Below are 14032 nucleotides of genomic sequence, written 5' to 3'. Positions count from 1 at the left end.
AGACGGAGTGGCACCGGATGCAGCACGCAGTGGGTTCTCCGCTGCCGCCGCCCCACCAGCCGGGGCACGGTCCGGCCGCCGGCTGGTCGCCGGCCGCACAACACCCGGGCCCGCACCAGCCCGGCAGCGCCCCCGGGCATCAACCGGGCTACCTCGGCGCCCCCTCCGGCCCGGTCCCACCCGCGCCCCAGCCTCCCGTCCCGCCGCCCCCGGCCCCGCAGCACGCCCCCGCCCAGCCCGGCACCGATGTCACCGGCCATGTCCCACTGCCGCCCGGCGCCCCCGTGGCGATGCCCAGCATCCCGCCCGCCGCGCCCGCCCCGGACCTCGCGACCACCACCGTCGCCGTGCTCCTCATCGGCCCCGCCGGCGCCGGCAAGACCAGCGTCGCCAAGTTCTGGGCCGACCACCGCCGCGTCCCCACGGCCCACGTCAGCCTCGACGACGTACGCGAATGGGTCCGCTCGGGCTTCGCCGACCCGCAGCGCGGCTGGAACGACCACTCCGAGGCCCAGTACCGCCTGGCCCGCCGCACCTGCGGCTTCGCCGCCCGCAACTTCCTGGCCAACGGCATCTCGTGCATCCTCGACGACGCGATCTTCCCCGACCGCCCGGTGGTCGGCCTCGGCGGCTGGAAGCGCCACGTCGGCCCCGGTCTCCTCCCGGTCGTCCTCCTGCCCGGTCTCGAAGTCGTCCTGGAACGCAACGCCGAACGCTCCGGCAACCGCCGCCTCACCGACGAGGAGGTCGCCCGCATCCACGGCCGCATGGCCGGCTGGTACGGCTCGGGCCTCCCCATCATCGACAACTCCCAGCTGGACGTCCCGACGACGGCGAGGGTCCTGGACGACGTACTGGCGAGGGCGATCGCGAGCCCGCCGAAGTGGTAGGGGACTTTTCACCCGACGAACCACCCCACTCGGCCCCTCCCAACCGGCACAATCCGCCGCCCGCTCCTACGCTCGACTCATGTCAGAGGTGTACGGGACCCGCCGAGCGCGCCTGAGAGACCGCTGCAGCTCCAGCGGCAGCACAGCCGCGTTGATCTCCCGCCCCGCGAATGTGAGGTACCTCGCGGGTGCGGCGCCCCAGGGTGCCGCCCTGCTCCTGGGCAGACACGAGGACGTCCTCGTCTGCACGGGCCCCTCCGACGACCGCCCTGGCGAGGGCCGACCTGACGAAAGCCTTCGGGTCCACACCCTGCCCCACGCCGGGGGCGACCCCGCGGTCGCCGGGGCCGACCTCCTCGTGGCCCAGGGAGGAGACTCCCTCGCGGTCGAGGAGCATCACCTCACGGTGGCCCGCCACCGTGCCCTCCGCTCGGTCGCACCGCGACTTCGCCTCGGCGACCTCGGCACCGCGGTGGAACAACTCCGCGTGGTGAAGGACGAGGAGGAGATCTCCTGCCTCCGCATCGGCGCCGAAATCGCCGACCAGGCCCTCGGTGAGCTGCTGGAATCCATCCTCGTCGGCCGCACCGAGCGGCACCTCGCCCTCGAACTGGAGCGGCGGCTCGTCGACCACGGCGCCGACGGTCCCGCGTTCCCCACCTCCGTCGCCACCGGCCCGAACTCCGGCCGACGCGGCCACCGCCCCACGGACCGGCGGGTCGAGGAGGGGGACTTCCTCTCCGTCTGCCTCGGCGCGGCCTACCGCGGCTACCGCTGCGAGATCGGCCGCACCTTCGTCATCGGTACGTCCCCCGCGGACTGGCAGATCGAGCTGTACGACCTCGTCTTCGCCGCCCAGCGTGCCGGACGGGAGTCCCTGGCACCCGGTGCCGCCTACCGTGACGTGGACCGTGCGGCACGCCAGGTCCTGGACTCGGCGGGGTATCACGAGGGGCTTCCGGCGCTCACGGGGCACGGGGTCGGGCTCGAAATCGACGAGGACCCGCAGTTGGCTCCCGCGGCCATGGGTAAACTGGACGCTTGCGTGCCGGTCACCGTCGAACCGGGGGTCCACCTCCCGGGCCGGGGCGGTGTCCGGATCGATGACACGCTCGTCGTACGCCCCGAGGCGGACGGCGGACCCGAGCTACTCACCATCACGACCAAGGAGCTGCTCGCGCTGTAGGAGCGCGGGCGCGTGACCCCGGGGTCGTACGTCAGTCCAGGAGATTCCGGAACCGTGGCTTCCACGAACGACCTCAAGAACGGCCTGGTGCTCAAGCTCGAAGGCGGCCAGCTCTGGTCCGTCGTCGAGTTCCAGCACGTCAAGCCCGGCAAGGGCCCGGCCTTCGTGCGCACCAAGCTCAAGAACGTGCTGTCCGGCAAGGTGGTCGACAAGACCTTCAACGCCGGCGTCAAGGTCGAAACGGCCACTGTCGACAAGAGCGACATGCAGTTCTCGTACATGGACGGCGACTACTTCGTCTTCATGGACATGGAGACCTACGACCAGCTGCACATCGACCGGAAGACCGTCGGCGACGCCGCGAACTTCCTGATCGAGGGCTTCGAGGCGACCGTCGCCCGGCACGAGGGCGAGGTGCTCTTCGTCGAGCTGCCGGCCGCCGTCGAGCTGACCATCCAGCACACCGACCCGGGCGTCCAGGGCGACCGCTCCACCGGCGGCACCAAGCCCGCCACGCTGGAGACCGGTCACGAGATCCAGGTGCCGCTCTTCATCACCACCGGTGAGAAGATCAAGGTCGACACCCGCACCAGCGACTACCTCGGCCGGGTGAACAGCTAACCGTGGCTGCCCGCAACACGGCCCGCAAGCGCGCCTTCCAGATCCTCTTCGAGGGCGACCAGCGTGGAGCCGACGTTCTGACGGTCCTCGCGGACTGGGTCCGGCTCTCCCGGGCCGACACCCGGCAGCCGCCGGTCAGCGAGTTCACCATGCAGCTGGTCGAGGGCTACGCCCAGCACACGAAGCGGATCGACGAGCTGATCTCCCAGTACTCGGTCGGCTGGACGCTCGACCGGATGCCGGTCGTCGACCGCAACCTCCTGCGGCTCGGCGCCTACGAGCTGATCTGGGTCGACGAGACCCCGGACGCCGTCGTCATCGACGAGATGGTGCAGCTGGCGAAGGAGTTCTCCACGGACGACTCGCCGTCGTTCGTCAACGGCCTGCTCGCCCGGCTGAAGGAGCTCAAGCCGTCCCTCCGCCGGGACGAGGCGTAAGCGGTACGACAAACGCCGAAGGGCCCGCAGCGTCACTGCTGCGGGCCCTCCGGCATATCCCTGCCCCTGGCGGCCCGCAGGCCCCCAGAACGCGATCGGGGTGGCCGGAACCGCTTGGTTCCGGCCACCCCGACGGTACGTTTCTGCTCAGCCGCTGGGCGGCTCAGCTCTCCTCGTGGGAGACCGCGCGACGCGCGTCCGCGTCCAGCACGCCCCAGCTGATCAGCTGCTCGGTGAGGACCGACGGCGACTGGTCGTAGATGACGGCGAGCGTGCGCAGGTCGTCCTGGCGGATCGACAGCACCTTGCCGTTGTAGTCACCGCGCTGGGACTGGATCGTCGCCGCGTAGCGCTGCAGGGGGCCCGCCTTCTCGACCGGCACATGGGCCAGTCGCTCCAGGTCCAGGACCAGCTTCGGCGGGGGCTCGGCCGCCCCGCCCGGCGTGGTGCCCGGCAGCAGCTCCTGTACGGGGACGCCGTAGAAGTCCGCCAGCTCGGCGAGGCGCTGGACGGTCACGGCGCGGTCGCCGCGCTCGTAGGAACCGACCACGACCGCCTTCCAGCGTCCCTGGGACTTCTCCTCGACACCGTGGAGGGAAAGGCCCTGCTGGGTGCGGATCGCCCGGAGCTTGGCCCCGAGCTGTTTGGCGTATTCGCTGGACATATAGCTCCCCGGCACTGGGTCGACGCGGCTGGCGTTGGTTCCATACCGCGCGGCTGGTAACTCATTGTGAGGTTACGCAGCGTGATTCTCCTGCGTCAAGCCGAATGGTCCACACCGACTCTTCCGTGGTATCGATGACCGGTTACGCCAAGGGGGTGATCAGGGTCGTCTCCCGGGGCTGCTACGGTGGATGGCGCAAACCCGACGTCCTTTAAGGTCCGTCCCGTGAGGCGGAGAAGGAGGTCCCTTTCGTATGGACACTCAAGCGTCCGATGCGCGGCCCGTTCTCGAAGGCCCCGACATCGCGCGGGTACTGACCCGCATCGCCCACGAGATCGTCGAGCGCGCCAAGGGCGCCGACGACGTGGTGCTCCTCGGCATTCCGACCCGGGGCGTCTTCCTCGCCCAGCGGCTCGCCGCCAAGCTCGAGCAGATCACCGACCGCAAGATCCCGGTCGGCTCCCTCGACATCACCATGTACCGCGACGACCTGCGCATGCACCCGCCGCGTGCGCTGGCCCGCACCGAGATCCCCGGTGACGGCCTCGACGGCAAGCTGGTCGTCCTCGTCGACGACGTGCTCTTCTCCGGCCGCACCATCCGCGCCGCCCTCGACGCCCTGAACGACATCGGGCGCCCCCGCGCGGTCCAGCTCGCGGTCCTCGTCGACCGCGGCCACCGTGAACTGCCCATCCGCGCCGACTACGTCGGCAAGAACCTCCCCACGTCGCTGCGGGAGACGGTCAAGGTCCAGCTCGCCGAGGAGGACGGTCGGGACACCGTGCTGCTCGGTGTGAAGCAGACCCGGTAGCAGGCCGACAGGGCACGCCCGTCTTCGGCGCGCCCTCGCTTGCCCTGAATCTCCCTTATACGTGAACTGCCTTACGGAGCCTGACAGATGCAGCGTCATCTCATCTCGGCCGCCGACCTCACCCGCGACGACGCCGTCCTGATCCTCGACACCGCCGAGGAGATGGCCCGGGTCGCCGACCGGCCCATCAAGAAACTGCCGACCCTGCGCGGCCGCACGATCGTCAACCTCTTCTTCGAGGACTCCACGCGTACGCGTATCTCGTTCGAGGCCGCCGAGAAGCGCCTCTCCGCGGACGTCATCAACTTCTCCGCCAAGGGATCGAGCGTGTCCAAGGGCGAGTCCCTGAAGGACACCGCCCAGACGCTGGAGGCCATGGGCGTCGACGCCGTCGTCATCCGGCACGGCGCCTCCGGAGCCCCGTACCGGCTCGCCACCTCCGGCTGGATCGACGCGGCCGTCGTCAACGCGGGCGACGGCACCCACCAGCACCCGACCCAGGCCCTGCTCGACGCCTTCACCATGCGCCGCCGGCTGATCGGCCGGGACGCCGGGATCGGGCAGGACCTCTCCGGCAAGCGCATCACCATCGTCGGTGACGTCCTGCACAGCCGGGTCGCCCGCTCCAACGTCGACCTGCTGCACACCCTCGGCGCCGAGGTCACCCTGGTCGCCCCGCCCACCCTGGTGCCGGTCGGCGTCGAGCACTGGCCCTGCGAGGTGTCGTACGACCTCGACAGCACCCTGCCCAAGTCCGACGCGGTGATGATGCTGCGTGTGCAGCGCGAGCGGATGAACGCCGCGTTCTTCCCGACCGAGCGCGAGTACTCGCGGCGCTACGGCCTCGACGGCGACCGCATGGCGAAGATGCCCGAGCACGCCATCGTGATGCACCCCGGCCCCATGGTCCGCGGCATGGAGATCACCGCCGAGGTCGCCGACTCCGACCGCTGCACCGTCGTCGAGCAGGTCGCCAACGGCGTGTCCATCCGGATGGCGGTCCTCTACCTGCTCCTGGGCGGCAACGAACCCGCCGTCAGCAACGCCCGTACCACCGAGGAGAAGTAAGAACGATGAGCAAGATCCTGATCCGTGGTGCGAAGGTGCTCGGCGGCGAGCCGCAGGACGTCCTGATCGACGGGGCCGTGATCGCCGAGGTGGGCGCCGGGCTCAGCGCGGAGGGCGCCGAGGTCGTCGATGCCGCCGGCAAGGTGCTGCTGCCGGGCCTGGTCGACCTGCACACCCATCTGCGCGAGCCGGGCCGCGAGGACTCCGAGACCGTCCTGACGGGCACGCGCGCGGCGGCCTCCGGCGGCTACACGGCCGTGTTCGCCATGGCCAACACCTTCCCGGTCGCCGACACCGCCGGCGTGGTCGAGCAGGTCTACCGGCTCGGCCAGGAGCACGGCTATTGCGACGTACAGCCCATCGGCGCCGTCACCGTCGGCCTGGAGGGCAGGAAGCTCGCCGAGCTCGGCGCCATGCACGAGTCGGCCGCCGGGGTCACCGTCTTCTCCGACGACGGCAAGTGCGTCGACGACGCGGTGATCATGCGGCGCGCCCTGGAGTACGTGAAGGCCTTCGGCGGGGTCGTCGCCCAGCACGCGCAGGAGCCGCGGCTGACCGAGGGCGCCCAGATGAACGAGGGCGTCGTCTCCGCCGAGCTGGGGCTCGGGGGCTGGCCCGCGGTGGCCGAGGAATCGATCATCGCCCGGGACGTCCTGCTCGCCGAGCACGTCGGCTCCCGCGTCCACATCTGCCACCTCTCCACCGCCGGCTCGGTCGAGATCGTCCGCTGGGCCAAGTCCCGCGGCATCGACGTCACCGCCGAGGTGACCCCGCACCACCTGCTCCTCACCGACGAGCTGGTCCGGTCGTACAACCCGGTCTACAAGGTCAACCCGCCGCTGCGCACCGAGCGTGACGTGCGCGCCCTGCGCGAGGCGCTCGCCGACGGCACGATCGACATCGTCGCCACCGACCACGCCCCGCACCCGCACGAGGACAAGGACTGCGAGTGGGCCGCGGCCGCCATGGGCATGGTCGGCCTGGAGACGGCGCTGTCGGTGGTCCAGGAGACGATGGTGGAGACGGGCCTGCTGGACTGGGCCGAGGTCGCCGACCGCATGTCCTTCAAGCCCGCGAAGATCGGCCGGGCGAAGGGCCACGGACGTCCCGTCTCGGCAGGTGAGCCCGCCAACCTCACGCTCGTCGACACGGCATACCGTGGGTCCGTGGACCCCGCGGGCTTCGCCTCGCGCAGCCGCAACACCCCGTACGAGGGGCGTGAGCTGCCGGGCCGTGTGACGCACACGTGGCTCCGGGGCAAGGCCACGCTCGTCGACGGGAAGCTCACGTGACATCTGCAGCACTACTGCTCGCGGCCGGGAAGCAATCGGCTGAAGTGACCGACTGGGCCGCGCGGATCGGCTGGGTGGTCGGCCTCGGACTCTTCGTCGCGCTCGTCTACTGGCTGATGCGTGAGGGCTGGAAGTGGCGCGGCACGCTCCAGGGCGACATTCCCGAGCTGCCCACCGCGCCTTCCGAGCCGGGTGCGGCGAGACTGACGATGAGCGGCCGCTACCACGGCTCCACCACCGCCGGGCAGTGGCTCGACCGCATCGTGGCGCACGGCCTGGGTACCCGCAGCCGGGTCGAGCTCACCCTGACGGACGCGGGACTGGACGTCGTACGCCCCGGCGCGACCGACTTCTTCGTCCCGGCCGGCGCCCTGCGCGAGGCCCTGCTCGGCAAGGGCATCGCCGGCAAGGTCCTCACCGAGGGCGGGCTGCTCGTGGTGACCTGGGCGCACGGCGACAAGCTGATCGACTCCGGTTTCCGCTCGGACCACGCGGCCGAGCACACCGAGTGGGTCGAGGCCATCAACTCCATGATCAAGAACAACACGACGGAAGGCGCCGAACGATGACGACCTCCACCAGGGGAGCTGCGAAGACTCCCGCCGTACTCGTCCTGGAGGACGGCCGGATCTTCCGCGGCCGTGCCTACGGGGCCGTGGGGGAGACCTTCGGCGAAGCGGTGTTCTCCACCGGTATGACCGGCTACCAGGAGACCCTGACCGACCCGTCGTACGACCGCCAGATCGTCGTCGCGACCGCCCCGCAGATCGGCAACACCGGCTGGAACGACGAGGACGACGAGTCGAGCCGCATCTGGGTCTCCGGCTACGTCGTGCGCGACCCCGCGCGCGTGCCGTCCAACTGGCGCGCCAAGCGCTCCCTGGACGACGAGCTGGGCCGACAGAACATCGTCGGGATCTCCGGCATCGACACCCGCGCCCTCACCCGGCACCTGCGCGAGCGCGGCTCCATGCGGGCCGGCATCTTCTCCGGCGAGGCCATCGTCTCGGAGACCGAGCTCCTCGCGCGCGTGCAGGCACAGCCGCACATGAAGGGCGCGAGCCTGTACGAGGAGGTCGCCACCCAGGAGGCCTACGTCGTCCCGGCGATCGGTGAGAAGCGGTTCACCGTCGCCGCCATCGACCTCGGGATCAAGGGCATGACCCCGCACCGCATGGCCGAGCGGGGCATCGAGGTGCACGTGCTCCCGGCGACGGCCACCGCGGACGACGTCTACGCGGTCGCCCCGGACGGGGTCTTCTTCTCCAACGGCCCCGGTGACCCGGCCACCGCCGACGGTCCCGTCGCCCTGATGACCGCCGTGCTGGAGCGCAGGACGCCGCTGTTCGGCATCTGCTTCGGCAACCAGATCCTCGGCCGCGCCCTCGGCTTCGGCACCTACAAGCTGAAGTACGGCCACCGCGGCATCAACCAGCCGGTCCAGGACCGTACGACCGGCAAGGTCGAGGTCACGGCGCACAACCACGGCTTCGCCGTGGACGCGCCGCTCGACAAGATCAGCGACACGAGGTTCGGGCGGGCCGAGGTGTCCCACGTCTGCCTGAACGACGACGTCGTGGAGGGGCTGCAGCTGCTCGACCAGCCGGCCTTCTCCGTCCAGTACCACCCCGAAGCGGCAGCCGGCCCGCACGACGCCGCCTACCTGTTCGACCGCTTCGTATCCCTGATGGAGGGCCAGCGTGCCTAAGCGCACCGATATCCAGTCCGTCCTGGTCATCGGCTCCGGCCCGATCGTCATCGGCCAGGCCGCCGAGTTCGACTACTCCGGCACCCAGGCGTGCCGCATCCTGCGCGCCGAAGGCCTGCGCGTCATCCTGGTCAACTCCAACCCGGCGACGATCATGACCGACCCGGAGATCGCCGACGCCACCTACGTCGAGCCGATCACCCCGGAGTTCGTCGAGAAGATCATCGCCAAGGAGCGCCCCGACGCGCTCCTGCCCACCCTGGGCGGTCAGACGGCCCTCAACACGGCGATCTCGCTCGCCGAGAACGGCGTCCTGGAGAAGTACGGCGTCGAGCTGATCGGTGCCAACGTCGAGGCCATCAACAAGGGCGAGGACCGCGACCTCTTCAAGGAGGTCGTGGAGGAGGTCCGCCGCAAGATCGGGCACGGCGAGTCCGCCCGGTCCGTGATCTGCCACTCCATGGACGAGGTCCTGGCGGGCGTGGACACGCTCGGCGGCTACCCGGTCGTCGTGCGGCCCTCCTTCACCATGGGCGGCGCCGGCTCCGGCTTCGCCCACGACGAGGAGGAGCTGCGCCGTATCGCGGGCCAGGGCCTCACGCTCTCGCCGACCACCGAGGTGCTCCTGGAGGAGTCCATCCTCGGCTGGAAGGAGTACGAGCTGGAGCTGATGCGCGACAAGCACGACAACGTCGTGGTCGTCTGCTCCATCGAGAACTTCGACCCCATGGGCGTGCACACCGGCGACTCGATCACCGTCGCCCCGGCGATGACCCTGACCGACCGCGAGTACCAGATCCTGCGGGACATCGGCATCGCGGTCATCCGCGAGGTCGGCGTCGATACCGGCGGCTGCAACATCCAGTTCGCGGTGAACCCCGAGGACGGTCGCGTGATCGTCATCGAGATGAACCCGCGCGTGTCGCGCTCCTCGGCCCTCGCCTCCAAGGCGACCGGCTTCCCGATCGCCAAGATCGCCGCCAAGCTCGCCGTCGGCTACACGCTCGACGAGATCCCGAACGACATCACGCAGGAGACCCCGGCCTCCTTCGAGCCCACGCTCGACTACGTGGTCGTGAAGGCCCCGCGGTTCGCCTTCGAGAAGTTCCCGTCCGCCGACTCCACCCTCACGACCACCATGAAGTCGGTCGGCGAGGCCATGGCCATCGGCCGCAACTTCACCGAGGCCTTCCAGAAGGCGCTGCGCTCGCTGGAGAAGAAGGGCAGCCAGTTCACCTTCGTCGGCGAGCCCGGCGACAAGGCTCTCCTCCTCGAAGAGGCCGTGCGCCCGACCGACGGCCGGATCAACACGGTCATGCAGGCCATCCGCGCGGGCGCCACGCCCGAGGAGGTCTTCGAGTACACGAAGATCGACCCCTGGTTCGTCGACCAGCTCTTCCTCATCAAGGAGATCGCCGACGAGCTGGCCGCCGCCGACCGCCTGGACGCCGACCTGCTCGCCGAGGCCAAGCGGCACGGCTTCTCCGACCAGCAGATCGGCGAGATCCGCGACCTGCGCGAGGACGTCGTCCGCGAGGTCCGGCACGCGCTCGGGGTCCGCCCGGTCTACAAGACGGTCGACACCTGCGCCGCCGAGTTCGCCGCGAGGACGCCGTACTTCTACTCCTCCTACGACGAGGAGAGCGAGGTCGCGCAGCGCGAGAAGCCCGCCGTGATCATCCTGGGGTCCGGCCCGAACCGCATCGGCCAGGGCATCGAGTTCGACTACTCCTGCGTCCACGCCTCCTTCGCGCTGTCCGACGCCGGGTACGAGACCGTGATGGTCAACTGCAACCCGGAGACCGTCTCCACCGACTACGACACCTCCGACCGTCTGTACTTCGAGCCGCTGACGCTCGAGGACGTGCTGGAGATCGTCCACGCGGAGGCCCAGGCCGGCCCGATCGCCGGTGTCGTCGTCCAGCTCGGCGGCCAGACCCCGCTGGGCCTCGCGCAGGCCCTGAAGGACAACGGCGTGCCGATCGTCGGCACCTCGCCGGAGGCCATCCACGCGGCCGAGGACCGGGGCGCCTTCGGGCGCGTGCTCGCCGAGGCCGGTCTCCCCGCCCCCAAGCACGGCACCGCCACCACCTTCGCCGAGGCCAAGGCCATCGCGGACGAGATCGGCTACCCGGTCCTCGTTCGGCCCTCGTACGTCCTGGGCGGCCGCGGCATGGAGATCGTCTACGACGAGACCCGCCTCGCCTCCTACATCGCCGAGTCGACCGAGATCAGCCCCACCCGGCCCGTCCTGGTCGACCGCTTCCTCGACGACGCCATCGAGATCGACGTCGACGCGCTGTACGACGGCGAGGAGCTGTACCTCGGCGGCGTGATGGAGCACATCGAGGAGGCCGGCATCCACTCCGGCGACTCGGCGTGCGCCCTGCCCCCGATCACCCTCGGCGGCTTCGACATCAAGCGCCTGCGGGCCTCCACCGAGGCCATCGCCCGAGGGGTCGGCGTACGCGGACTGATCAACATCCAGTTCGCCATGGCCGGGGACATCCTCTATGTCCTGGAGGCCAACCCGCGCGCCTCCCGCACGGTCCCCTTCACCTCGAAGGCGACCGCGGTACCGCTCGCGAAGGCCGCCGCCCGCATCTCGCTGGGCGCGACCGTCGCCGAGCTGCGCGCCGAGGGACTGCTCCCGGCCACCGGCGACGGCGGCGAGCTGCCGCTGGACGCGCCGATCTCCGTCAAGGAGGCCGTGATGCCGTGGACCCGCTTCCGCGACACCTCCGGCCGCGGCGTCGACACCGTCCTCGGCCCGGAGATGCGCTCCACCGGCGAGGTCATGGGCATCGACTCCGTCTTCGGCACGGCGTACGCCAAGTCGCAGGCGGGCGCCTACGGCCCGCTGCCCACCAAGGGCCGCGCGTTCATCTCGGTCGCCAACCGCGACAAGCGCTCGATGATCTTCCCGGCGCGCGAGTTGGTCGCCCACGGCTTCGAACTGCTCGCCACCTCCGGCACCGCCGAGGTCCTCAAGCGCAACGGCATCAAGGCCACGGTCGTGCGCAAGCAGTTCGAGGGCGTCGGCCCTAACGGCGAGAAGACCATCGTCCAGCTCATTCACGACGGCGAGGTCGACCTCATCGTCAACACCCCGTACGGCACCGGCGGCCGCCTCGACGGCTACGAGATCCGTACGGCGGCCGTGGCGCGGTCCGTCCCGTGCCTGACGACGGTCCAGGCACTCGCCGCCGCCGTCCAGGGCATCGACGCCCTCAACCACGGCGACGTGGGCGTCCGCTCGCTCCAGGAACACGCGGAACACCTGACCGCGGCCCGCGACTAGCAGCCCTGAGGGGGACACCGGAAACGGTGTCCCCCTCTTCACGAGGCTCTTCACGAGGCTCTTCATGCGGCTCTTCATGAGGGAACCATGTACAAGATCTTCTTCAATCTCGTGTTCAAGCGGATGGACCCCGAGCAGGCCCACCACCTGGCCTTCCGCTGGATCCGCCTCGCCGTCCGCGTCCCCGTCCTGCGCACCTTCGTGGCCGCCGCCCTCGCGCCGCGCCACAAGGAGCTGCGCACCGAGGCCTTCGGGCTGCGCATGCACGGCCCGTTCGGGCTCGCCGCCGGCTTCGACAAGAACGCGGTCGCGATCGACGGCATGTCGATGCTGGGCTTCGACCACGTCGAGATCGGCACCGTCACCGGGGAGGCCCAGCCGGGCAACCCCAAGCAGCGCCTCTTCCGGCTCGTGAAGGACCGGGCGCTCATCAACCGCATGGGATTCAACAACGAGGGCTCGCTGGCCGTCGCCGCGCGCCTGGCGTCCCGTACGCCCGTCTTCAGGACCGTGGTGGGCGTCAACATCGGCAAGACCAAGGTCGTACCGGAGGAGGAGGCGGCCGCCGACTACGTGAAGTCGACCGAGCGCCTCGCGCCGTACGCCGACTACCTGGTCGTGAACGTGTCGTCGCCCAACACTCCGGGGCTGCGCAACCTCCAGGCCACCGAGGCGCTGCGGCCGCTGCTGAGCGCGGTCCGGGAGGCCGCCGACCGTACCGTGACCTCGCGGCGCGTGCCGCTGCTGGTGAAGATCGCCCCGGACCTCGCCGACGAGGACGTGGACGCGGTCGCCGACCTCGCCGTGGAGCTCGGCCTGGACGGGATCATCGCCACGAACACCACCATCGCGCGCGAGGGCCTCGGCCTGAGGTCCGAGCCCTCCCTCGTGAAGGAGACCGGCGGCCTCTCCGGGGCGCCGCTCAAGGCGCGCTCGCTGGAGGTGCTGCGGCGCCTCTACGCGCGCGTGGGCGACCGGATCACCCTGGTGGGCGTCGGCGGCATCGAGAACGCCGAGGACGCCTGGCAGCGCATCCTGGCCGGTGCCACGCTCGTGCAGGGCTACAGCGCCTTCATCTACGAGGGGCCGTTTTACGCTCGCGCCCTCCACCAGGGGCTCGCCGCACGGCTGCGCACGAGCCCGTACGCCACTCTCGCCGACGCGGTCGGCGCCGACGTGAGGAAGACGGCATGACTCTGGAGCCCTTCGGCGCGCGTCTGCGCCGGGCGATGGACGAGCGCGGCCCGCTGTGCGTCGGCATCGACCCGCACGCCTCCCTGCTCGCCGCATGGGGGCTGAACGACGACGTGGCGGGTCTGGAGCGGTTCAGCCGCACGGTCGTCGAGGCGATGGCCGACCGGGTCGCCGTACTGAAGCCGCAGAGCGCGTTCTTCGAGCGGTTCGGCTCGCGCGGGATCGCCGTCCTGGAGAAGTCGGTCCAGGAGGCACGGGCCGCCGGAGCCCTGGTGGTCATGGACGCCAAGCGCGGCGACATCGGCTCGACCATGGCCGCGTACGCCGAGTCCTTCCTGCACAAGGACGCGCCCCTGTTCTCGGACGCGCTGACCGTCTCGCCCTACCTCGGGTACGGCTCGCTCAGCCCGGCCCTCGCGCTCGCCCGGGAGAACGGCGCCGGTCTCTTCGTGCTGGCGCTGACCTCCAACCCCGAGGGCGGCGAGGTCCAGCACGCGGTGCGGGCGGACGGCCGTGACGTCGGCGCGACCATGCTGGCCCATCTGGCCGTCGAGAACGCGGGCGAGGAGCCCCTGGGATCCTTCGGGGCGGTCGTCGGGGCCACGCTGGGTGACCTCTCGTCGTACGACCTCGACATCAACGGGCCGCTCCTGGCGCCCGGTGTGGGTGCTCAGGGGGCGACGCCGGCCGATCTTCCCGGGGTGTTCGGGTCCGCGCTGCGCAATGTGGTGCCGAACGTCAGCCGCGGAGTGTTGCGCCACGGTCCCGACGTGGTCGCGCTGCGTGACGCCTCGGACCGTTTCGCGGACGAGATCCGCGTCACGCTGGAGTCCTCCTGAGGGCCGGTCCGAGGGCGTTTC

13 protein-coding genes are annotated in these 14032 nt (G+C 70.5%); 12 read left to right on the top strand and 1 reads right to left on the bottom strand.

Features of this window, described 5'->3' with window-relative positions; genetic code table 11:
• The first annotated feature begins 17 nt into the window (after positions 1-17).
• The 4 genes from ACIRF9_RS22520 (at position 18) to nusB (ending at position 3134) form a co-directional block, all read left to right on the top strand.
• Positions 18-890, top strand: a complete 873-nt coding sequence (locus ACIRF9_RS22520; RefSeq protein WP_403824928.1) for a Pro-rich N-terminal domain-containing protein — start codon at positions 18-20, stop codon at positions 888-890.
• Between the two features lie 79 nt (positions 891-969).
• Entirely contained in the window at positions 970-2076 is a 1107-nt protein-coding gene (locus tag ACIRF9_RS22515; protein ID WP_403824925.1) for an aminopeptidase P family protein, read from the top strand.
• 54 nt (positions 2077-2130) lie between these two features.
• Positions 2131-2697, top strand: a complete 567-nt coding sequence (gene efp / locus ACIRF9_RS22510; RefSeq protein WP_403824923.1) for an elongation factor P — start codon at positions 2131-2133, stop codon at positions 2695-2697.
• Between the two features lie 2 nt (positions 2698-2699).
• Positions 2700-3134: a transcription antitermination factor NusB gene (gene nusB, locus ACIRF9_RS22505; RefSeq protein ID WP_403824920.1), complete on the top strand. Its 435-nt coding sequence runs from the start codon at positions 2700-2702 to the stop codon at positions 3132-3134.
• Between the two features lie 163 nt (positions 3135-3297).
• On the opposite strand, the gene bldD is transcribed toward nusB, so the two are convergent.
• Positions 3298-3798, bottom strand: coding sequence for a transcriptional regulator BldD (bldD, locus tag ACIRF9_RS22500; RefSeq protein WP_009313753.1), 501 nt, complete (start codon positions 3796-3798; stop codon positions 3298-3300).
• A 253-nt stretch (positions 3799-4051) separates the two neighbouring features.
• On the opposite strand from bldD, the gene pyrR reads away from it, so the two are divergent.
• From pyrR to pyrF, 8 genes are all read left to right on the top strand, one after another.
• On the top strand, positions 4052-4609 hold the full coding sequence (pyrR, locus tag ACIRF9_RS22495) for a bifunctional pyr operon transcriptional regulator/uracil phosphoribosyltransferase PyrR (protein WP_403824918.1): 558 nt from the start codon (positions 4052-4054) through the stop codon (positions 4607-4609).
• A gap of 87 nt (positions 4610-4696) precedes the next feature.
• Positions 4697-5677 (top strand): aspartate carbamoyltransferase catalytic subunit, encoded by a 981-nt coding sequence (locus ACIRF9_RS22490; RefSeq protein WP_403824916.1) that lies wholly within the window; start codon positions 4697-4699, stop codon positions 5675-5677.
• Between the two features lie 5 nt (positions 5678-5682).
• Entirely contained in the window at positions 5683-6969 is a 1287-nt protein-coding gene (locus ACIRF9_RS22485) for a dihydroorotase (protein ID WP_403824913.1), read from the top strand.
• Positions 6966-7538 carry a hypothetical protein gene (locus ACIRF9_RS22480; RefSeq protein ID WP_403824910.1) on the top strand — a complete coding sequence of 191 codons (573 nt, stop codon included), beginning with the start codon at positions 6966-6968 and terminating at the stop codon, positions 7536-7538. Before ACIRF9_RS22485 ends, ACIRF9_RS22480 begins: the two co-directional genes overlap by 4 nt.
• Entirely contained in the window at positions 7535-8677 is a 1143-nt protein-coding gene (carA, locus tag ACIRF9_RS22475) for a glutamine-hydrolyzing carbamoyl-phosphate synthase small subunit (protein WP_403824907.1), read from the top strand. Before ACIRF9_RS22480 ends, carA begins: the two co-directional genes overlap by 4 nt.
• Positions 8670-11978 carry a carbamoyl-phosphate synthase large subunit gene (gene carB / locus ACIRF9_RS22470; protein WP_403824903.1) on the top strand — a complete coding sequence of 1103 codons (3309 nt, stop codon included), beginning with the start codon at positions 8670-8672 and terminating at the stop codon, positions 11976-11978. The genes carA and carB overlap by 8 nt, the downstream gene beginning before the upstream one ends.
• A gap of 87 nt (positions 11979-12065) precedes the next feature.
• On the top strand, positions 12066-13172 hold the full coding sequence (locus ACIRF9_RS22465; RefSeq protein ID WP_403824901.1) for a quinone-dependent dihydroorotate dehydrogenase: 1107 nt from the start codon (positions 12066-12068) through the stop codon (positions 13170-13172).
• Positions 13169-14011 (top strand): orotidine-5'-phosphate decarboxylase, encoded by an 843-nt coding sequence (gene pyrF / locus ACIRF9_RS22460; protein ID WP_403824898.1) that lies wholly within the window; start codon positions 13169-13171, stop codon positions 14009-14011. Before ACIRF9_RS22465 ends, pyrF begins: the two co-directional genes overlap by 4 nt.
• Positions 14012-14032 lie beyond the last annotated feature (21 nt).

This window comes from Streptomyces sp. NPDC096132 (genome assembly GCF_044763345.1).
GTDB lineage: Bacteria > Actinomycetota > Actinomycetes > Streptomycetales > Streptomycetaceae > Streptomyces.
The sequence above is the reverse complement of the archived record's forward strand: the minus strand, read 5'-3'. Positions and strand labels throughout refer to the sequence as shown.

Coding starts and splice junctions, on each gene's coding strand:
- carA (WP_403824907.1), top strand. CDS start 7,535: ATGACGACCTCCACCAGGGGAGCTGCGAAGACTCCCGCCGTACTCGTC.
- ACIRF9_RS22485 (WP_403824913.1), top strand. CDS start 5,683: ATGAGCAAGATCCTGATCCGTGGTGCGAAGGTGCTCGGCGGCGAGCCG.
- ACIRF9_RS22465 (WP_403824901.1), top strand. CDS start 12,066: ATGTACAAGATCTTCTTCAATCTCGTGTTCAAGCGGATGGACCCCGAG.
- pyrR (WP_403824918.1), top strand. CDS start 4,052: ATGGACACTCAAGCGTCCGATGCGCGGCCCGTTCTCGAAGGCCCCGAC.
- ACIRF9_RS22520 (WP_403824928.1), top strand. CDS start 18: ATGCAGCACGCAGTGGGTTCTCCGCTGCCGCCGCCCCACCAGCCGGGG.
- ACIRF9_RS22490 (WP_403824916.1), top strand. CDS start 4,697: ATGCAGCGTCATCTCATCTCGGCCGCCGACCTCACCCGCGACGACGCC.
- pyrF (WP_403824898.1), top strand. CDS start 13,169: ATGACTCTGGAGCCCTTCGGCGCGCGTCTGCGCCGGGCGATGGACGAG.
- ACIRF9_RS22515 (WP_403824925.1), top strand. CDS start 970: ATGTCAGAGGTGTACGGGACCCGCCGAGCGCGCCTGAGAGACCGCTGC.
- bldD (WP_009313753.1), bottom strand. CDS start 3,798: ATGTCCAGCGAATACGCCAAACAGCTCGGGGCCAAGCTCCGGGCGATC.